At 73.6% G+C, this 20,382-nt stretch carries 17 protein-coding genes; 13 read left to right on the top strand and 4 right to left on the bottom strand.

Annotation, left to right across the window (positions count from 1 at the left end; translation table 11 throughout):
* Positions 1–34: 34 nt before the first annotated feature.
* Positions 35–559, bottom strand: coding sequence for an ATP-binding protein (locus ACFY0I_RS11040; RefSeq protein WP_388893077.1), 525 nt, complete (start codon positions 557–559; stop codon positions 35–37).
* Positions 560–800: 241 nt separating this feature from the next.
* On the opposite strand from ACFY0I_RS11040, the gene ACFY0I_RS11035 reads away from it, so the two are divergent.
* A complete protein-coding gene (locus tag ACFY0I_RS11035; RefSeq protein WP_388893075.1) occupies positions 801–1,754 on the top strand; it encodes an alpha/beta hydrolase fold domain-containing protein in 954 nt (317 codons plus the stop codon).
* Between the two features lie 132 nt (positions 1,755–1,886).
* Positions 1,887–2,633, top strand: a complete 747-nt coding sequence (locus tag ACFY0I_RS11030; protein ID WP_388893073.1) for a phosphatase PAP2 family protein — start codon at positions 1,887–1,889, stop codon at positions 2,631–2,633.
* A 132-nt stretch (positions 2,634–2,765) separates the two neighbouring features.
* Here the strand turns inward: ACFY0I_RS11030 and ACFY0I_RS11025 are convergent, their stop codons facing one another.
* The 3 genes from ACFY0I_RS11025 to ACFY0I_RS11015 form a co-directional block, all read right to left on the bottom strand.
* Positions 2,766–3,797 (bottom strand): LacI family DNA-binding transcriptional regulator, encoded by a 1,032-nt coding sequence (locus ACFY0I_RS11025; RefSeq protein ID WP_388893071.1) that lies wholly within the window; start codon positions 3,795–3,797, stop codon positions 2,766–2,768.
* Positions 3,798–3,855: 58 nt separating this feature from the next.
* Positions 3,856–5,418, bottom strand: a complete 1,563-nt coding sequence (locus ACFY0I_RS11020) for a carboxylesterase/lipase family protein (protein WP_388893069.1) — start codon at positions 5,416–5,418, stop codon at positions 3,856–3,858.
* Positions 5,419–5,528: 110 nt separating this feature from the next.
* A complete protein-coding gene (locus tag ACFY0I_RS11015) occupies positions 5,529–6,146 on the bottom strand; it encodes a phosphatase PAP2 family protein (RefSeq protein WP_388893067.1) in 618 nt (205 codons plus the stop codon).
* A 961-nt stretch (positions 6,147–7,107) separates the two neighbouring features.
* Between ACFY0I_RS11015 and ACFY0I_RS11010 the strand changes: the two genes are divergently transcribed.
* The 11 genes from ACFY0I_RS11010 (at position 7,108) to ACFY0I_RS10960 (ending at position 20,310) form a co-directional block, all read left to right on the top strand.
* Positions 7,108–8,463: an MFS transporter gene (locus ACFY0I_RS11010; RefSeq protein WP_388893065.1), complete on the top strand. Its 1,356-nt coding sequence runs from the start codon at positions 7,108–7,110 to the stop codon at positions 8,461–8,463.
* A gap of 161 nt (positions 8,464–8,624) precedes the next feature.
* The gene (surE, locus tag ACFY0I_RS11005) at positions 8,625–9,530 is read left to right on the top strand and encodes a 5'/3'-nucleotidase SurE (protein ID WP_388893063.1); all 906 of its coding nucleotides are present in this window, start codon (positions 8,625–8,627) and stop codon (positions 9,528–9,530) included.
* 143 nt (positions 9,531–9,673) lie between these two features.
* On the top strand, positions 9,674–11,329 hold the full coding sequence (locus ACFY0I_RS11000; protein ID WP_388893061.1) for a carboxylesterase/lipase family protein: 1,656 nt from the start codon (positions 9,674–9,676) through the stop codon (positions 11,327–11,329).
* A 47-nt stretch (positions 11,330–11,376) separates the two neighbouring features.
* A complete protein-coding gene (locus ACFY0I_RS10995; RefSeq protein WP_388893059.1) occupies positions 11,377–12,534 on the top strand; it encodes a saccharopine dehydrogenase in 1,158 nt (385 codons plus the stop codon).
* Positions 12,531–13,208, top strand: coding sequence for a TetR family transcriptional regulator (locus tag ACFY0I_RS10990; RefSeq protein ID WP_388893057.1), 678 nt, complete (start codon positions 12,531–12,533; stop codon positions 13,206–13,208). Before ACFY0I_RS10995 ends, ACFY0I_RS10990 begins: the two co-directional genes overlap by 4 nt.
* 90 nt (positions 13,209–13,298) lie before the next feature.
* Positions 13,299–14,381: a hypothetical protein gene (locus ACFY0I_RS10985; RefSeq protein ID WP_388893055.1), complete on the top strand. Its 1,083-nt coding sequence runs from the start codon at positions 13,299–13,301 to the stop codon at positions 14,379–14,381.
* 91 nt (positions 14,382–14,472) lie between these two features.
* Positions 14,473–15,720: an MFS transporter gene (locus ACFY0I_RS10980; RefSeq protein ID WP_388893053.1), complete on the top strand. Its 1,248-nt coding sequence runs from the start codon at positions 14,473–14,475 to the stop codon at positions 15,718–15,720.
* A 160-nt stretch (positions 15,721–15,880) separates the two neighbouring features.
* Positions 15,881–16,897: a hydroxyacid dehydrogenase gene (locus ACFY0I_RS10975; RefSeq protein ID WP_388893051.1), complete on the top strand. Its 1,017-nt coding sequence runs from the start codon at positions 15,881–15,883 to the stop codon at positions 16,895–16,897.
* Between the two features lie 141 nt (positions 16,898–17,038).
* A complete protein-coding gene (locus ACFY0I_RS10970; RefSeq protein ID WP_388893049.1) occupies positions 17,039–18,352 on the top strand; it encodes an ABC transporter substrate-binding protein in 1,314 nt (437 codons plus the stop codon).
* Between the two features lie 237 nt (positions 18,353–18,589).
* Positions 18,590–19,390: a carbohydrate ABC transporter permease gene (locus tag ACFY0I_RS10965; protein WP_388893574.1), complete on the top strand. Its 801-nt coding sequence runs from the start codon at positions 18,590–18,592 to the stop codon at positions 19,388–19,390.
* A complete protein-coding gene (locus tag ACFY0I_RS10960; RefSeq protein WP_388893047.1) occupies positions 19,387–20,310 on the top strand; it encodes a carbohydrate ABC transporter permease in 924 nt (307 codons plus the stop codon). The genes ACFY0I_RS10965 and ACFY0I_RS10960 overlap by 4 nt, the downstream gene beginning before the upstream one ends.
* The last annotated feature ends 72 nt before the right edge of the window (positions 20,311–20,382 follow it).

Genomic DNA, 20,382 nt, shown 5'->3' with positions numbered 1-20,382 from the left:
AATATTGCGCGATATCGCGGAGCCCCGGACCGGCTCACCCCACCGGGATCCGCACCCGCACGGATTTGCCCGACTCCCCTACCACCAGCGAGAGTTCACCACCGCGCTCGGCCGCCATCAGCTGCACCATCAGCAGCCCGCGGCCACTTTCCGAGTCGAGGTCGACCTCACCCCGCGGGGAGGGCAGCCGCGGCAGCCCGGCCCCCTGGTCGGCGACCTCCAGGCGCAGCCATCCCCCGGTTCGGGACATCCCGACCCGCATCCGTCCGGCGGCCACGTGCTGCACGACGTTGCCGACGAGTTCGCTCACGGCCAGCAGCAGCACCTCGGCCACCTCCCGCGACACCCGCCACTCACCGAGCGCGGCTCGCACCCGGGCCCTGACCCGGGGGACCGTCGCCGCGCCGGGGTCGGTGACCCAGTGGACGAAACCGCCGACGGAGACGGGGAGCAGGGGCGACCCGAAGGGCTCGGACGGCCCGCGCGCGGCGGTGCGCGGGAGCGGGGTGCGACGCCGACACGGCGCGAGGTCCACGGATCTGCCGACAGGGGTGGTCATGGCGTGCTCCCGGAGGGGGAAGGCGGCGCATCCGCCGGAGCGGCTCGTGCGACCGGCCGGGAAGTCGTCCGGCCCATGGGCTTGTGGTCAGCGGAAACGCGTCGCTAGTGTTCTGATTACACGTGTAACACGTTATGCCTCTCCGAGCGATCCACGCAAGCATTTCGGACAAACGTCACGAAGCCTGCGTCCGCGCCGGGACCCGCCGGCCGCCACGGCCGCACCGAATCGAAGGGCCGCAATGACGCAATCCCCCACGGCCGGGTTCGACCTCGCCGACACGACCTGGCCGCCCCCGCCCTACCAACCCCCCGTACAGCCCCGCACGGGCCCCGACGGCGTACGGCTCTTCGACGGGGTCACGTACGCGACCACGCCGGGGTACCGTCCCCGACTGCTCGACGTGCGGACCCCGGCGGGCGAGGGCCCGTTCCCCGCGGTCGTGTGGATCCACGGCGGCGGCTGGCTGGACGGCGACCGCCGCTACCCGCCGCCGACGGTTCCCGCCGACCTCCTGCACGGCGCGGTCCTGGCCGCCGGGCTCGCCCTGGTCTCCATCGACTACCGGCACAGCCTCGAAGCACCCTTCCCCGCCCAGTTGCACGACGTGAAGGCCGCGATCCGCTACGTCCGCGCCTTCGCGGAGGTACTGGGCATCGATCCGGACCGGATCGGCGTCTGGGGGGAATCCGCGGGCGGCCACCTGGCGGCCCTCGCCGGGCTCGTCGGTCCCGGCAGCCCGGACGCCGCCGCCCTGGAAGGGGCGCACGGCGTCGGCACCGGGGACACCGGGGTGCTGGCCGTCGTCGACTGGTACGGCGTCTCCGACCTGCCCGCCCTCGCCGAGCACCCCATGCCGCCGATGCCCGGCGCCGGCGAGTTCCCCGACCCGTACGAGGCCCTGCTGGGCGGGACCGAGGCCGAGCGCCCGGCACTGGCCCGCGCCGCGAGCCCGGTGACGTACGCCGCCGGCTCGAACCCCCCGCCGTTCCTCCTGGTCCACGGCACCCGGGACGGGCTGGTCCCGTACAGCCAGAGCGAGTGCCTCGCGCGGGCGCTGGAGCGCGCCGGGGGCGAGGTCACGCTGCGGCCCGTCGACGGCGCCGACCACATCTTCCTCGGCTCACCGGACGTCGAGGGGATCGTCGCCGAGAGCGTCGCCTTCCTCGCCGGCCACCTCGGCGCCGGGGCCTGACCCCGGGCCCTGCCCCGCGCGGACCGGCCGGACGGCGCCCTCGCGGCACCGTGCGCGAGGACACCTCCGGCCGGTCCCGCCCGCTCCGCACACCAACGGCCGCGGCCGCTCCCGCGGTCAGGAAAGGCAGTGATGTCCACCTCTCCCGCCATCACCACCGCCGCCGGCCCCACCGGCAGACCCGGCGCCTCCGGGACGAACCGGGACCGCGGCGCGCTCGCGTCGGGTCTGCTGTTCCTCGGAGGCGCGGCGCTCCTGGCGCTCGCGGTCCGCCCCGACGTCTCGAATCCGCCCTTCCAGGGCCTGGACGAACGTTGGCTGCGTTGGATGGGCGGCCCGCACGAAGGGCCGTACGCCGTCGCCGCCGCCGCGCTCGACTGGTTCGGCGGCCCGCCCGGGATCGTCGTGCCGCTCGGCCTGCTCGCGCTGCTGCTGGTGCGGCGGCTGTGGGTTTCCGCCGGCTTCCTGCTCGTCACCCACCTGGGCGCCAACATGCTCGTCGTCCAGGGGCTCAAGCACCTGGTGGACCGGCCGCGCCCGGAGAACCCGCTGGTCCGCGTCGACCACGGTTCGTTCCCGTCCGGTCATGCCGCCTCGGCGGCGTTGCTCGTGGTGCTCGTCGGCGTGCTGCTCGTGCCGGCCGCCCGGCGGCGCGCGTGGTGGCCGGCCGGTGCGGTGTTCACGCTGGCCATGATGTGGAGCCGCACCTGGCTGCACGCGCACTGGCTGAGCGACACCGCGGCCGGCGCGGCGGCCGGCGCCGGGATCGGCCTGCTGGCCTGGTGGCTCTGCGCACCCGCGCTCCTGCGCGAGCGGGCACGGGTTCACGACCGCCGGGGGGCGGCCGTGAACGCGACGGACCCCGTACCGCAGGGCTGAGACGACGGGCGGGACCGGAGGGGGGTCCCGCCCGTCGTGCGGCCGGTCCGAGGGGGCCGGAGGGGGTCCGCCGTGCGGCACGGTCCGGGGAGCCGCTCACGGCAGGGCCCGGGCGGCCGGGAGCCCCCTCGATCAGGAGGTCTCGCGGGGGACGAGGACGGCTTCGACGGGCGGCAGCTCCGGAGCCGTTCCCGTGGAGATCAGCTCGTGCAGGGAGTCCGCGATCCGCGCGGGTGACGGCAGTTCCAGGCGCACCGACGTGAGCGCGGGCTGCTGGAACGCGGAGAGGACCAGGTCGTCGGAGCCCACGACGGCGACCTCGTCCGGTACGACGATGCCCTCGGCCCGGAAGGCGTGCAGCAGCAGGGTGGCGTACTCGTCGTTGTAGGCGAACACGGCGTCGAGCCCGAGGTCGCGCCACCGCCGGGCCAACCCGGTCGCCGATTCGCGCGTGTAGGCCAGTTCGAGCGGGGTGACGGTGGCCATGTGCCGGGCCGCGACCGATTCGGCGCCCGCCAGGCGCGGCCGGGCGAGCGTCCCGAGACCGCGCTCCTGCGGTACGACCACGCCGATCCGGGTGCGCCCACGGGCGATGAGGTGCTCGGCCGCGGTGGCACCGATGTGCGCGTGGTCGAAACCCACGGTGTGCACGCCCTCGACGGGGTGCGCCGCGAACGCCAGCAGCCCGCGCACGCCCGCGCGGCGCAGCAGTTCCGCCGCCCGGGGCGGGAACCGGTCGCCGTCCAGGGCGACGACGCCGGCCGGGCGCAGCTCCGCCCAGGCCCGGGCGGCGTCGACGGGGTCGGCGAAGCGGCCCGCGTGCAGCACGGCCGTGTAGCCGTGCCGGTCGAGCTCACCGTGCAGGTCGTCGACCCAGTCGCTGACCAGGCGACCTATGGCGGAGACCGAGGAGGGCATCAGCACGAGGTTGCTGCGGCCGGCCCGCAGGGACCGGGCGGCGGCGTGCGGTACGTAGCCGAGCCGGCGGGCCGCATCGAGCACGCGGGCGCGGGTGGCGTCGCTGACGCGGTGTCCCTGGGTGTCGTTGAGGACGAAGGAGACGGTGGCGCGCGAGACGCCCGCGAGGCGGGCCACGTCCGCACTCGTGGTGGTGGCGGGCGGGGTGTTCGTCGTGGTCGTGGGGACCCGGGTTTCTTCGGCCATGGTGTCCCTCGACGTTCCTCGTGCTCGGCGCGCGCTTCCTCTTTCGAGGTTACACGAGTCAGATCATGAGGTCCGGGGAGTGCGCGGAGCCCTCGTGCAGGATCCTCGCATCGCCGGCGAGGTCGGCGAGGGCCGTCACGACAGCGTCGAACCGCATCGTGGTGCGCTCCCCCGCGGCGTACGGGTCCCAGCGCGGCAGGCCCGCGTGGTTCGGGTCGCCCGTGCGCACGAAGGCGATCCAGGCCCGGTGCATGCTGTCCGCGAGGCCGTCGCGGACGGCGGGGGCCAGTCCGGCCAGGAAGGGGGCGTGCGCCCACTGGTCGAAGTTGGCGAAGACGAAGGGGAGTTCGAGGCAGTGTGCGGCGCCGAGGCGGCCCTCGTGGGCGGGAGTCGGCAGGTCGAACTGGTAGGCCCACACCGGGCGGCCCGCCTCCGCCCTCGCTTCGGCCAGCCGCAGGGCGGGGACCCGGAAGAGCTCGTCCGTGATGAGGTCCATGAGGACGTCGGCGGGGCGGGAGCCCGGGCGGGCCCGCGCGTACGCCGCGTACCCCTCGGGGGCCCGACCGGCTCCGAACGTGTCCGCGATCCGGTCGACGACCCGGTCCCGGGTCGCGGTGGCGTAGCCCTCGTCGAGGGCGAAACCGAAGGTGGCCTCCTCGCGGGTCCAGCCGATCATGACGTCGATGCCGGTCGCCGCGCCCCGGGTCAGGATGTCGGCCGGATGGTGGCGCAGGGTGACCCCGTCGACGACGGGCAGGAAGGGGGTCGGCCAGTACCCCCAGCGGACCGTGCGGGCCAGGAGTCCGAGCCCGGCGTCGATCAGCTCCGGCCAGTCCAGCGCCCGCAGTTCGGCGACGGTCTTCGCCCCGGCGAGGTCGCGGTAGGCGTCCACGCGCTCCTGGTGGGCCTCGGGGGTCGGGAAGTCCAGGCCGAGGGGCGGGCTCTGCAGGATGACCCGCTTGATCAGCCCCTCGGCCTCCGGGTGGCCGGCGAGCGCGGCGGTGGACACCGCGCCGCCCGACTGGCCCGCCACCGTGATGAGTTCGGGGTCCCCTCCGAAGGCAGCGATGTTCTCGCGGACCCAGCACAGGGCGCGCAACTGGTCGGTGAGCCAAGGATTCGCGCCGTCGTCGGCGGGGCTCCCCTCCTCGGCGGGGAAGGCCAGGTAACCAAGGGGTCCGACGCGGTAGTTGACGCTCACGAAGACGAGGTCACCGTCCCGCGCGAAGGTGGCCCCGGAGTAGCCGGGCAGCGATCCCGAGCCGGAGACGAAGCCACCGCCGTGGATCCACAGGAGCACCGGCCGGCGGGCCCCGTCGGCTGCGGGCGTCCAGATGTTCAGGGTGAGGCAGTCCTCGTCGAAGGGGGGCGAGCCGTGGCCGCCGAGCACCGGATCGCCGCCCTCGCGGTACGGCTGCGGGGCGCTGGGTCCGTCGGCGCGGGCGTCCCGCGTCCCGGTCCAACCGGGGTGCGGCCGCGCGGGCCTCCAGCGCAGGTCACCGACGGGGGGTGCGGCGTAGGGAACCGCCCGGAAGACGGTCAACCCGTCCTCGACGGCACCGCGGAGGCGCCCTGCGGGGAGGTCCACCACCACGTGGTCCCGACCCGGGGAGTGAGACATGAGCGGATCCTTCCTGCCCGGCGGCGCACCGGATGCGCACCACCGGCCACCAGCTTATGTTGCCATTTTTGCGACCGTCAATGATTCGCCATGCCTGGTGGGGCGTCCCGTCACAACCAGAGACTGTTCGAGGCCATGCGTTCGGCCTCCGCCTCCAGCAGCGGAGCGAAGAGGCGCCACAGCACCAGGCAGGCACCGACCCCGAGGAACGCGCCCGCGATCGTGTCGCTCAGCCACTGGGCGTGCAACCAGGTGCGGCTGCCCATCATGGACAGCACGTACGCGCCCGCGACCGGCCACCACCAGCGTCGCGCGCGGTCCGGGAACATCACCACCGCGACGACGAACACCAAGGTCACGGCGGTGAACACTTGGCCGGACGGGTACGAGCCGTCGTTGACCAGGACCCACGGGTGCGCCGGGCGGGGCCGGTCGGCCAGCTGCTTGAGGGGCAGTACGACGAGCACGTTGGAGACGACGCAGGCGCTCGCGACGAACAACCCCGACCGCCAACGCCCGTAGACGCAGAGGCAACCGGTCAGGGCCAGCGGCAGGACCAGACCGAGAGGGCCGCCGAGCCGGTCGAGGAGCAGGACGAACCCGCCGGCGGAGCCGCCGCCCGCACTCCCTGCGGCCGGAACGTTGACCGAGGCCTCCCAGCGGTCGTCGATCCCCTGGAAGAAGGGGCGGGCGTCGACGCGCAGCCACAGCGCGAACACCAGCGACACGAACAGGAGGGACGCCCCCCAGGCGAGCGCGTGACGAGGAGGAGGAGCGGGCAACCGGTGCCGTGGCGGCCGCACGGGCGGGGACGAGGGCGTGACGGAGTACGGGTGCTGCACGAGGGACCTTTCACGTCTGCTGCCGGACGCGACGAGGCGCGGGCAGTCGGGGAACGGCGGGGCGGGCGGGTCGGGCGGGGGCCACGGGACGCGGGCGGTCGGGAGCGACGGGGAGCGGGGGGCGGGCGCGGGTCGAGCGGGATGCCGGGGCCGAGGGGGCGTCGGGGTCGAGGGGGCGTCGGGGTCGAGCGGGCCGGGCGCGGCCCGGAGGCGGGGCGGGGCGGGGCGGCAGAACGGAGCCCGACGCGACGCCACCGAAGGGCGCGCACGCGGGGCCGGTGGGGCGCGAACGCCGGGGCGAGCGAAGGCCGGCGGGACGTCGTGGGGATGACGGGGTCCCGGCGCGCGGTCCCGAGCCGGGCAGGGCGAGCGCCGCCCCGCCCCGACCGCGGGGCGCCGCAGCGCCGCGTACGGACGGGAGTTCGTCGCCGCGCGGCACGGAGTATGGCCGATGCGCCGGCGCCGCCACAAGGGCAAGGGGATTTCCGGTCCGATCGGGCTCCACGGGCCCGCCGGGCGGCTCGGATCCGATGGTTACACGTCATGGCACGGTGCCCTGCGCCGCCGGGGCGGCCGGGCCACCATGACGGGGCCTGCGGTCGGTCACGATCTGCACCGACTCCCTCCGCAGGGCCTGGCGGCGTCTCCGAATGGGTGCTACACAGTCTCCAGCGCCGTTGGTGACACGTGTAACAACATCACGTCTGCGGGCTCGTCGGCCCACGGCTCCCGGCAACACCCCTGCCCTGCCGCCCGTCGCTCCGCTCCGCCGCTTCCCGCACGGCGCCCCTCCCCCACGCTCGACCGCTGCTCGCCACCTCCCCGCACCGTCCCCCGAGGAGTCGTCATGGCCACGAACGAAGTCGCCGGCCCGCCCGTCCCCGCAGTCGCCGAACCACCCCGCCAGCGAGGGTTGTTGCCGCTGCTGCTGGTCGCCAACTCCGCGATGATGGCGGTCTACATGGGAGTCGGTTCCGTACTCCTGCCCACCCAGATCGCGGCGATCGCCCCGGACGACAAGGTCGCCGTGCTGGGCCTGATCGGTGGGATCAGCGCCATCTTCGCGACCGCCTTCAACCCGATCGCCGGAGCGCTCTCCGACCGCAGCGGCCGGCGCGGACCGTGGGTGCTCGGCGGCGCCCTCGCCTCGCTCGCGGGGCTCGCGTTCCTCGGGAGCGTGAGCACCGCTCTGCTGGTGGGCATCGGCTGGTGCCTCGTACAGGCGACCATGAACGTCTACCAGGCCGCCGTCACCGCCATCGTGCCCGATCGGGTGCCCGCGGTCCGCCGCGGTACCGCGTCCGCGCTGGTGGGTCTGGGGCTGCCGATCGGCGGCACCGTCGGTGTCCTCGTCGCCTCCCGGACCGCCGAGCACCTGCGCGTCGGGTACCTCGTCTTCGGCGCGATCATCGCCGTGGCCGCCCTGCTGCTCACGACGTTCTGCCGGGACCTCCCGCGCACCGGGGCGACGGATCGCGCCGGGGCGCGGGCCGGCGCCGGGGCGGACGACGGAACCGGCGCGGCGGACGGCACCGGCGCGGCGGATCGCACCGGGTCGACGAGTCCGGCCCCGGAGGCGGCCAAGGCCAAGGCCAAGGGCGCCCAATGGGCCGCCTTCCTCTCCGCGCTGGCCAACCACGACTTCCGGTGGGCCTTCATCGGCCGGGCCCTGATGGTCCTCGGATACTTCTCGGTCGTCGGCTACCAGCTCTACATCCTCGGCGACCACATCGCGCTGCCCGACGGGCTGACGCCGCCCGCCGCCATGGCCGTCCTCACCCCCGTGTCGATGGTCGCGATGGCCGTGTCCACGGTGGTCGGCGGGCTGCTGTCCGACCGGTGGAACCGCCGCAAGGTGTTCGTCGGGGTGTCCGCCGCGCTGGCCGGCCTCGTCATGGTGGTCCCGGTCATCAGCCCGACCTGGACGGGCATGCTCGTCTTCAGCCCGCTCAACGGGCTCGCGTTCGGCTGCTTCATGGCCGTCGACACCGCCCTCGTCACCCTGGTCCTGCCGCGGGCCGAGGACGCCGCCCGCGACATGGGCGTCCTCAACATCGCGAACGCGGGACCGCAGATCATCGCCCCCTTCGTCGCCTCCGCCGTGGTGACGGCCCTGGGCGGCTACACCCCGCTCTTCCTCGTCGGCGGGGCCCTCTCACTGATCGGCGCCCTCGCGATCCTCCCGATCCGCAGCGTGCGCTGACCTCCCCCGGGCCCGTCCGCGCGACCGGCCCGGCCCGTACTCCGGCGGGCGGGCGCCGAGGGTCGCCCGCCCGCCGGTCCCCACCCTGCCCGGGGCGCACCCTCGACGTCCTTCCGTCCCGCACGTCCCTCCCCGCACGTCCCTCCCCGAAGGAGCACTCCGTGAGACGCAAGCGAGTACTGCCGCTGGCCGCCCTGGTGCTGTGCGCGCCCGCCCTGGCGGGCACGGCGCCCGCCACCGCTTCACCGCAGGGCCCGCCCACCGGGCCGCTGCGCATCCTGCTCACGAACGACGACGGTTACAACGCGCCGGGCATCCGCAAGGCCTACGAGCGCCTGACCGCGGCCGGACACGACGTCACGATCGTCGCCCCGCTCACGAACCAGAGCGGCACCGGTACGAAGATGATGAACGCCCCGTCCGTCACCGTGAGACATCCGGAGCCGAAGGTGTGGGCCGTGGACGGGACGCCCGGTGACTCGGTGGCCTTCGGGCTGGCGGAGGTCTTCGCGGGCCGCGCTCCGGACCTGGTGGTCTCCGGTACGAACTTCGGTCCGAACGTCGCCGGGCTCGCCACCCACTCCGGCACCGTCGGCGGCGCCGTCACCGCCTTGGAGTCGGGGGTGCCCGCCATCGCGCTGAGCACCGGCGGGCTGACCGCGCCCGACCCCGTGACGACCGTCAACGCGATGGTTCCCACGATGGACTTCGCCGTGAAGTTGATCGATCGGCTGCGGGCCCGCGCCCGGTCCGGTCCGCTGCTGCCCAAGGGCGTGGGCCTGAACGTCAACCACCCCGTCATCGGTGCGGACGGCAAGGGCACGGCCGCCGGCGTCGCCGCCACCTTCCAGGACCCGCAGACGGTCCTGGAACCGGACTTCACCGACGCCGGCGACGGCACCTGGAAGGTGACGGTCAAGGTGTCCCTGCGGCCCGCCGCCAAGGGCGGTGACCTGGAGGCCGTGGCCGCGGGCCGGATCGCCGTCAGCCCGATGAACGCCGACTGGAACACCGGCACGGCCGACCGCGCCGTGACCTCCGTCCTGCTCGCCGGGCTCCGCCCGTAACCCACCCGCCGGCCGGGGGCGGTGGCGGGGCGCTCCGTACCACCGCCACCGCCCCGGGCCGGATCAGCACGCGAGGAGGACGGACCGTGAAGCGATCCTTGATGAGAACCGTGGGAACACGCGCGCAACGACCCGGGCGACGAATGGTGGAACGTCCCGGGAAACTGCCCGGACATCGGCCCGGAGATCGGCCGCGCCGCCGACTGATCCGCTCGGTCGCCGCTCGCCGCCTGCTCGGTGCGACGCTCGCACTGTTGGCGTTGCTCGCCCCGACCGTGCCGGCCGCCGCGCTGCCCGTCGGCTCGTCCCGGCCGGTGGTCGCCGTCGCACAGGGTGGTGTGCGCGGGCAGGACCGGGACGGGGCGCAGGAGTTCCTCGGTGTCCCCTACGCCGCTCCCCCGGTCGGGGCCGCGCGGCTGCGGGCGCCGGGGGCCGCGCCCCGTTGGTCCGGGGTGCGGGAGGCGGTCCGGCAGGCTCCCGCCTGTTTGCAGTTCTCGCCGTTCGGGCTGCGCGACCCCGCTGCCGCCGACGAGGACTGCCTGTACCTGGACGTGTACCGGCCGCGCGACGCCCGTCCGGGGGCGCGGCTGCCGGTGATCCTCTGGATGCACGGGGGTGCGTACAGCCAGGGCACGGGAACGCAGTTCGGCGGCCGGACGACGGCCGGGCTCACGCAGAGCGTGGTGGTGAGCATCAACTATCGTCTGGGACAGCTCGGTTACCTGGGCCTACCGGAACTGGGCGCGGAAAACGTCCACCGTTCGGGGTCGTTCGGGCTGATGGACCAGATCGCCGCGCTGCGTTGGACGCGGGAGAACATCGGCGCCTTCGGCGGGAACCCCGAGAACGTGACGATTTCGGGGCAGTCGGCGGGCAGTGGTTCCGTCTGTGCGCTGCTGGCGGCGCCGTCGGCGGCCGGGCTGTTCCACCGGGCCGTGCTCCAGAGCGGGCCGTGTTCGCTACCGGGCACGCCCGATGCCGCCCGAGCCGAGGCGCAGGCACGTGAGTTCGCGGTGGCAGTGGGCTGTACCGAGGCGGCGCGGATCGCGCGGTGCCTGCGCGCCGCGTCGGGGGCCGCCATGGTGGAGGCGGCCCGTACGTTGCCCACCTCGGGCCCGGCGTCCGGCGACGGGCTGCTCCCGATCGCGCCGGCGCGGGCCATCGGGAGCGGGGCCTGGAACAAGGTGCCGGTGTTGATCGGCAGCACTCGTTCCGAGGCCCGATTCTTCGTGGCGCTGACGCAGCCGCACCTGACGGCGGAGCAGTACGCCGCTCAGGTCCTCGCCCGGTACGGGGCCGCGGGGCCGGAGGTCCTCGCGCGGTATCCGGTGGCGGACCACGGCTCGCCGTACCTGGCGCTCTCGGCCGTCATGACCGACTCCACGTTCGCCTGCCACACGGCGTGGACGGCCGGCCGCTTCGCCGCACACGTACCCACGTACGCCTATGAGTTCGACGATCCGAACTCACCGACTCTCGCGGGGGCCCAGGTCCCGGGGCTGGACCAGTCGAACTCCCACAGCGCCGAACTGGCCTATCTGCACGACTTCACCATGGGGGACCGACCCCTGTCGCCCGACCAGGTCGCCCTCGCGACCGGGATGAAGCGCTACTGGGGTGCCTTCGCGCGCTTCGGCGCCCCGTTCGTGCCGGGCTCGGCCGTGTGGCCGCGGGCCGGGGCGACCCCCGGTGGCGCGAGCGTCCTGACCCTCACCCCGGGGGCGACGGGCACGAGCACGTCGTTCGAGGCGGACCACCAGTGCGCTTTCTGGGCGACCCAGCCGCCCCGGTCGCTCTGACGGCCCCCCGGTCGCTTTTCTAGGTCGCCTGACCTAAAGTAGGGCTCATGATCACCGAATCGATCGACGAGCTGCGCCATGACCCGTCCGGACCCGTACTGATCACCGGCGGGTACGGCACGGTGGGTGCCGAGATCGCACGCATCCTGGCCGGGGACACCCCGACCCTGCTCACCGGCCGCACGCCGGGCCGGGGCGCGGCACTGGCCGCCGAGACCGGGAGCGAGGTGCGCGCCTGGGACCTGGCGGACCCGGCCCCGTTCCGGGCGGGCGTCCGGGCCGTGATCAGCTCGGTCAACGACCCCGAGGACCGGGTGCTGCTGGCCGCCGCGGCAGCGGGTGTCCCGTACGTCGACATCACCCGGTGGACCGGCCGGCTGCAACGGGCCGTCACCGTCGCGGCCCTGCTCCGTCCGACCGCGCCGGTGCTGCTGTCCTCCGCCTGGATGGGCGGGGTCAGCAGCCTGGTGGCGGCCGCCCTGGCCGAGGAGTTGGGCGGCGCGGAGCGGGTCGAGATCGCCATTCGCTGGGACATGGCCGACCGGGCGGGCGCGGACTCCGTGGAGTTCATGGACCGGCTGGGCGTGGCGTTCGAGGTGGTCGACGGCGGCAGGCGCCGGCTCGCGGCCCCGATGACGGAGTCCCGTACGGTCCGCATCGACGGAACCTCCGTGCGCGTCGCCCGCATCGACACCCCGGAGCAGTACACCCTGCCCCTGACCCTCGGCACCGCCACCGCGGCCACCCGCATCGGGTTCAGCTCCCCGGCCGCGACCCGGGCGCTCCTCGCGCTGCGCGGCACCGGCTTCTTCCGCTGGGCCGACGGGGAACGCTGGGCCCCGGCCCGCCGGGCGCTCCTCCACTCGCCGGGCGAGGGCGGCACGGCCCGGCTGCGCGTCGACGTCGGCCACGGCGGGCGCTCGCGCACCGCGACCGTCGCCGACCCGCTCGGGCAGCACCACCTGACGGCGGTCGGGGCCGTGCTGGGCCTGCGCCGCGTCCTCGGCACGGACGGCTCCCCAGCTCCCCGGGGCCTGGCCTTCCCGGAACAGCATCCGGATCCGGCTCGCGCGCTCGGCCTGCTCGCGGCGCACGGCGTCGAGGTCACCTTCGACGGGGACTCGGGCACGGGTCCCGAGGGACGGGACGCACCCCACGAGCGGAGCGCCGGGAACGGTCGGGCCGGGACGCGGGCCGCCGCGTGAGCCCGGGACCCACCCCCAAGGGGCAGCAGCGCCGAGCGGCCCTCCTCGACGCCGCCGAACGTGTCCTCACCTCCGCCGGCGGCTCCGAACTCACCTTGCGGGCGGTCGCCGAGGAGGCCGGCGTCCGCCTGGGTCACCTCCAGTACTACTTCCCGGCCCGCGCCGACCTGTTGGCGGCGCTCCTCGACCGGGTCCTCACCACGTCCCTGGAACGCGTCACCGACCTCACCGACACCGCCCGCACGGCGAACGCCGAACCCGACGAGGAATCCGGCCTCGAACCCGGGCCCGACCCCGGACCGGACACCGGGCTGGACACCGGGCTGGACGCGGCGCTCGACGCCCTCCTCGACGGCGTCCTCTCCGACCACGACGATCCGCGTCTGGTACGGCTGTTCACCGAGGTCTGGGCCCTGGCCGCGCACGACGAGGAGGCGGCCTCGGCGGTCCGCGCCTTCTACGACCGGTACGCCTCGCACGTGGCCTCGTACGTCCGGGACCACGCACCGGGTGTGTCGGCGGCCGACGCGCGCCACCGGGCGGAGGTCTTCGTCATGCTGATGGAGGGGTCGGCCCTGTTCCGCTCCGGCATCACCGGCCGCCGCAGCACCGACGCCGACGCCCGACTGCGCGCGGTCGCCCGCGCCCTGCTCGGAGGCGAGGCGCGGCCCTGATCGCCGCCCTCACGCGGATGCGACCCGAACCGGGCCCGGCCTAGGGTGGTGGTACGGCCACGAGGAGGTCGACGTCCGGAGGTGTGGGTGGTGCGCAGCGGTCCCGGGGTGATGGGAAGCGGATACGGCCGGCACTCGGCGGCGCAGCACGTCGGCATCGGCACCGCGCTCGGCATGCTCGACCGGGCGGTGGCGGCGCTCCCGCTGCCGGACGACGGGCGGGCCCTGCGGGTGGCCGACCTCGGGTGTGCGTCGGGTGGCAACGCGCTGGAGCCGATGGCCCGCGTCGTGGCCGGTGCCCGCGGCCGGGCGCCGGGCATCGCGGTGGCGGTCACCCACACCGACATCCGGGGCAACGATTTCAACGCGCTGGTGGAGACCCTCGCCGCCCCGGACGCCTACCCGGCGGCGCCCGGTGTGTTCGCGTACGCCGAGGCGCGTTCGTTCTTCTCGCCCCTGTTCCCTCCCGGGGAACTGCACCTGGCCTGGAGCTCGATCGCCGTGCACTGGCTGTCGCACGTCCCCCAGCCGATTCCGGACCACGTCTACTGTTCCGGGGCGACGGGCGCCGTACGGGAGGCGTTGCGCGAGCGGTCGGCTGCGGACTGGCGGGACTTCCTGCGCCACCGGGCCGTCGAACTCGCCCCGGGCGGGCGGCTGGTGGTGGTCGGCGGAGCGGCCACGGACGAGGGGGCGAGTGGCGCGGAAGGGCTCTTCGGCATGGTCGTCGAGGAGTTGCGGGCACGGATCGAGGACGGGCAGCTGAGCTCCGACCGGTTCGCGGCGATGACGGTGCCGACGTGGAACCGCACGTCCGCCGAGTTCCTGGACCCGCTGCGGCGCGGTCCCGCGAGCGACTGGTACCGGCTGGAGGAGGAGGCCTTCGCCGTACTGCCGGACCCCCTGCACGACCGGTACGGACGCGACGGCGATCTCGACGCGTACGCGCGGGAGGTCACGGCCTCCTTCATGGCAGCCTTCGGCCCGTCGCTGTTCCCGACGACCGAAGCTCCGGGAGGCGCCGACGGTCCGAGCGGTGCGGCCGACGAGCTGGTACGGGACTTCCGGTCGGGACTCACGGCCCGGATCCGGGCCCACCCGGCGGACGCCCGCACGAACTGGCGGGTCCAGTTGCTCCGCGCGGCCCGAACGGACACGCCCTCGCGCCGATAGCGGCCAACGGGGCAACGTCGCAACGGCGCGACGGGGCGTGTGACCCTACTCGGCCGCGGCGGGTTCCGGGACCGTTGTTAGCCTGCCGTCCATGATCAAGGACAGCTCGGTGGGCCGGATGAGCCGTGTGGTGGGGGACAGCGGGCCGGAGCGCGTGCTGATCGCCGCCAGTTTCGTCAACCGGGTCGGCAACGGCCTGTTCAACGCGGCGTCGGCGCTCTATTTCACCCTGGTCGTGGGCCTGCCCGCGGTACAGGTCGGCGCCGCCCTCACCATAGCGGGGCTGGTCGGCCTGTGCGCGGGGATACCCGGAGGGCACCTCGCCGACCGGCGCGGGGCCCGCACGATCATGATGGTGGCCCTCGCGGTCCAGGCACTGTCGATGGCGGCCCTCGTCCTCGTCGAGAGCTGGGCCGCGTTCACGATCATCGCGACGGTCGACCGGATCGCCGCGGCGGCCGGTGGGGCGGCCTGGGGCGCCCTGGTGGTCCGGGTCGGGGGTGACCGCCCCGCCCTGTTCCGGGCGCGGTTGCGCACCTTCGTCAACCTGGGCGTCGTCCTCGGAACGGTGGGTGCCGGTGCGGCGCTGGCCGCGGACACCCGGGGCGCCTACGTCACGCTGATCCTCGGCAACGCCGCGAGCTTCGCCCTGTGCGCGGCGCTCCTGCTCCTCCTGCCCCGCTACCCGGTGCTGCCGGCGCCGCCGCGGCAGCGTCGTTGGATCGCCTTCTCGGACCGCCCGTTCCTGACGTTCACCGCCCTCTACGGAGCCATGGGGCTGCAATACCCGGTGGTCTCCCTGCTCCTGCCGATCTGGATCTCCGAACACACCGAAGCGCCGCGCTGGACGATCGCCGCGCTGTTCGCCGTCAATGCCGCCTTCTGCGTGCTGATGCAGACCAGGATCGGCTCCCGGATCGAGACCCCGCACGACGGCGGCAGGGCGTTTCGCATCGCGGGGCTGCTCTTCCTCGTCAGCTGCCCGTTGATGGCGCTGGCGGCGTACACCCCGGTGTGGGCGGCGGCGGGACTGGTCCTGGCGGCGATCTTCGTCCACAGCCTGGCCGAGGTCTGGGAGTCCTCGGCGGGCTTCGCCCTCGGCTTCGGTCTCGCCCCCGACCACGCCCAGGGCCAGTACCAGGGACTCCTCGGCCTCGGCTTCGACGCGGGCCAAGCCCTTGCCCCGGCCGTCCTGACCACGGTGGTGCTCGGCCTCGGCACCACGGGGTGGCTGTTGTTGGCGTCGTTCTTCGCGGCGCTGGGCGCCGCCGGCCCCCCTCTCGCGCGCTGGGGCACGCGGACCCGGCCGCGGTCGGGCGTTGCCGCGGAGATGAACTGATCGGGCCTCACGACCGACGAGTCGTGCCCCGAGGGGAGCCGTCGATGAACACCATACGATCGTTTTGAGCGAATAGCGCTTTGTGATTGATAGATCTTGACGATCGGAATCCGGCTCCATAGAGTCGGCGCGGCCTCACTCAGCCGCAAGGAGCACCCAGATGCCCGGTCGCCGTCCGCGGACCCTGCTCGCGATGGACCCCGATCTCCTTCCCCGCCTGCTCGACGAGGCCGGCTCCCGGCGCCTGCTCCGGGTCGCCGCGTCGGATCTCGACGTCGTCGCGGCCGACTTCACCGCACCCGGGATCGCCGCGGCCCTGGCCGAGGCGGAGGTGCTGCTCACCTTCTGGGGCGCTCCGACGATCGATGCCCGGGCGCTCGCCGGGGCGCCACGCCTCAAGGCCGTCGTGCACGCCGCCGGTTCCGTCAAACACTTCGTCACCGAGGCCTGCTGGGACCGCGGCATCACCGTCTCCTCCGCCGCGCACGCCAACTCGCTGCCCGTGGCCGAGTACACCGTCGCCATGGTCCTGCTCTCCAACAAACGGGTGATGCAGGTCCGCGAGGAGTACCGCCACGTGCGCGGCAGGCGGCACGACTGGCACCTGTGGTACGGGCAGGCGGGCAACTACCGCAGGACCGTCGGCATCGTGGGGGCCTCACGGATCGGCCGCCGGGTGGTCGAACTCCTGCGCCCGTACGACCTCGAACTCGTGCTCCACGACCCGTACGTGACCGAGGAGGGGGCGGCGCTCCTCGGGGCCCGCGCGGTGGAACTCGACGAGCTGTGCCGGGTGTCGGACGTCGTCAGCCTGCACGCGCCGGAGTTGCCCGAGACCCGCTCGATGATCGACCGCAGGCGGTTGGGGCTGATGCGTGACGGCGCCACCCTGATCAACACGGCGCGCGGCTCGCTGGTCGACGGGCCGGCGCTCACCGCCGAGTTGACCTCCGGCCGGCTCCAGGCGGTCATCGACGTCACCGAACCGGAGGTCCTGCCGGCCGGCTCCCCGCTGTACGACCTGCCCAACGTGGTGCTCACGCCGCACGTCGCGGGGTCGATGGGCAACGAGCTGCACCGGATGGCCGACTCCGCGATCGGGGAGATCGCCCGCTACGCCGCGGGCCTGCCCTTCGCGCACCCGGTGCTCCGCGAGGACCTGACCCGTACTGCCTGAACTCCCGCGCACGGACACCCGAACGCGTCCACCGCCCCCTCCAACTGATCATATTGACCACTTGGTCATACGGTCTTGACGTTCATCTTGTGGGGGCGAATGATTCAAGCCGTTCAGTCCACTCGCCAAGGAGCAGATCACATGACGTCCCAGTCCTTGCGTGCCTGCGGTGCGATTGTGGCAGCGCTCTCCCTCGCCCTGCCGGCCTCCGCGTGTGCCGGTTCCGACTCCCCCGCGGCGTCCGCCGCGGGCGGCGGCAACGGCGGCAAACCGGTGACCCTCACGTACTGGACCTGGACCAGCGGGGCCGAGGCCGCCACCGCCGAGTTCAACAGGACCCACACGGACGTCCAGGTGCGGTTCTCGCAGATACCCGGCGGCCCCGACGGCTACAGCAAGATCAGCAACGCCATCAAGGCGGGTGACGCACCGGACGTGACGACCGTCGAGTACAGCATGGTGCCGGAGTTCGCGAGCCAGGGCTATCTCAAGGACCTCACGGCATCCTCCGGCCGGCTGGTCGCGAAGAGCTTCCCGGCGGGCGTGCAGAACCTGGTGACCTTCGGCGGCAAGACCTGGTCGGTCCCCTTCGACGCCACCCCGCAGATGTACTTCTACCGCAAGGACCTCTTCGAGAAGTACGGCGTGAACGTGCCGACGACGTGGGACGAGTACCGCACGGCCGCCGAGAAGATCAAGGCCGCCGACCCCGCCGCGCGCATCGGCTCGTTCCCGACCGACGCCCCGCTCCAGGCGACCCTGTCCTGGCAGGCCGGCGCCCAGTGGTTCCGGGTCGAGGGCGACGCCTGGAAGCCGGTGATCGACGACGCCCCCTCGCAGAAGGTCGCCGCCTTCTGGCAGGGGATGCTCGACGACGACCTCGTGTTCCGCCACGGCGCCGGCACGCCCGAGGAGAGCAGGTCCAGGGCCGACGGGACGAGTGTCGGCGTCATCGGCGCCTCGTGGAGCGCGGGCCCGATGATCGCCGCCATGCCCGACCTCAAGGGCAAGTGGGGCGTCGCCCCGATCCCCCACTGGGGCACCCCGGCCAGCGGGATGTACGGCGGCACCAGTTTCGCCGTGACGAGGGGCAGTCAACACGCTGCGGCTGCCGCCGAGTTCGTCCAGTGGATGACCACCGATCCGGCCTCGATGCGGGCCCGCATCGGCGCCCTGAAGAGCCCGAGCAGCGCCCTGCCCGCGAACCCCGCGATGGCCGAGGTGGCGGCGCGGGCCTTCGACACCTCCTACTTCGGCGGCCAGGACCTGTACGCCCTGACCGGTGCGCAGGTCGCCACCATCGTCCCCGGTTGGACCTGGGGCCCCGTCTGGGGCACGGTCGGCGCCGACTTCAAGGACGAGGCCGCGCGGGGCGGGCTGCCCGGCGCTCTGGTGAAGGCACAGCGATCGGCGGCGACGGCGATCACCGGCCGCGGCCTCAAGCTCGCCGGCTGAGCCCCCGGGGGCGGCCGGCGGCACGACCCCCTGCCCCGGCGACGCCGCCCCCGGGCCCCTCCCGCACCGGACCCGCACGCACGGCCAAGGAGCGTTCCCGTGGCACCGACCTCACCCACCCCGGCCCCCGCCCCGGCTACGGCCGGCAACCCGCTGCGCCGCCAACAGCGCGGCGCCGTGGTCCTGTTCCTCGCCCCCTTCTTCGTGCTGTTCGCCCTCGTGACGGTCGCACCCGTGATGTACGCGGGATGGACGAGCCTGTTCCGGGAGCGGTCCTCGGGCCTCGGGTTCGGCGGCGTGGAGCGCACGTTCGCGGGAGCGGCCAACTACACGGCCGTCCTCGGCGACCCGGTGTTCCGGAGCTCGTTCCTGCACGTCGGCGCCTACTGCCTGGTCTACGTACCCGTGATGATCGGCGGGGCTCTCGGTCTGGCCCTGCTCGTCGACTCGGCGTACGCGCGGGCGACGCGGTTCTTCCCACTCGCGTTCTTCCTCCCGCACGCCGTACCGGGACTGATCGCCGCGATCATCTGGATCTACCTCTACACGCCCGGTCTCAGCCCGGTGATCGACTGGATCGAGGCCGCCGGCGGCAGCTGGAACTTCTTCTCACCCGGCAACTCCCTCGCGTCGATGGTGAACATCGCCGTGTGGCAGTGGATCGGCTACAACACGGTGATCTTCTTCGCCGCGCTCCAGGCCGTGCCCCGCGAGGTCATCGAGGCCGCCACGGTGGACGGGGCGGGCGCCTGGCGCATCGCCCTGCGCGTCAAGGTCCCCGTCATCCGCTCCTCGGTGGTGATGACGGTCCTGTTCACCTGCGTCGGCGCCGTCCAACTGTTCACCGAGCCTCAGCTGCTCTCCACCCGGGCACAGGCCCTCGGCAACGATTGGTCGCCCACCATGTACATCGTCAGCAAGGCCTTCGTCGACCAGGACCACGCGGGCGCGGCCGCCGCGTCGCTGCTCCTGGCCCTCGTGGCGGGGGCGCTCTCCTTCGTGGTCACCCGGACGGGGAAGCGGTGGCAGGAATCATGAGCGCGGACACCGTCACCCGCCGCCCGGACCGCCGGGCCCGCGCCACGACCGGCCGTCCCCCCGCCTCCCGCCCGCCGCGGGTCCCGCGCGCCCTGGCCTCCAAGGTGGCCGTCAACACGGTGCTGGCCGTGCTGGCGCTGTACACCCTGATGCCCGTCAGCTGGCTGCTGATCGCCGCCACCAAGAACCGCCGCGACCTCTTCGGCACCGGCGGCTTCGCCCTCGGGGAGTTCAACCTCCTCTCGAACCTGCACGCGGTCTTCACCCACGACGACGGCATCTACGGGCGCTGGCTGCTCAACACGTTGCTGTACGCCGTGGTCGGCTCGGTCCTCTCGTCCCTGATCTCGATCGCGGCGGGGTACGCCTTCGACAAGTACCGGTTCGCGGGCAAGGAGAAGCTCTTCGGGTTGGTCCTGACCGGTGTCCTGGTACCGGGAGCGGTCCTGACCCTGCCCATGTACCTGCTCGCCTCGAAGGCCGGCATCTCCAACACCTACTGGGCGCTGCTGCTCCCCTCCCTGGTCAACCCGTTCGGTGTCTACCTCGCCCGGGTGTTCTCCGAGGGCTACGTCCCGTACGAGGTGATCGAGGCGGCGCGGGTGGACGGAGCCGGGGAGGTCCGTACGTTTCGCACCATCGCGCTGCCGATGCTGGCACCCGGGTTCGTGACCCTGTTCCTCTTCTCCTTCACCGCGAGCTGGAACAACTTCTACGGCGCGCTGGTCATGCTGAACGACAAGGACCTCTACCCCGTGAGCCTCGGACTCCACATGTGGAACCTGTCGGTGGCCGAGAGTCCCGAGATGTACGCGTTGGCCATCACCGGCTCGCTCGTCGCGGTGGTCCCCCTGGTCGCCGCGTTCCTCCTGCTCCAACGCTTCTGGCGCTCGGGCCTGACCGCCGGCGCGGTCAAGTAGCCGTCGTGCGCCCGCGCCCGGGCGGGAACCGGAGGATCGCGGCGGTGTCGGTGGGGTGAGCCGGCCGGTACG

The organism is Streptomyces sp. NPDC001568 (assembly GCF_042893755.1).
Lineage (GTDB): Bacteria > Actinomycetota > Actinomycetes > Streptomycetales > Streptomycetaceae > Streptomyces.
This window is presented reverse-complemented; position numbering and strand designations above follow the sequence as displayed.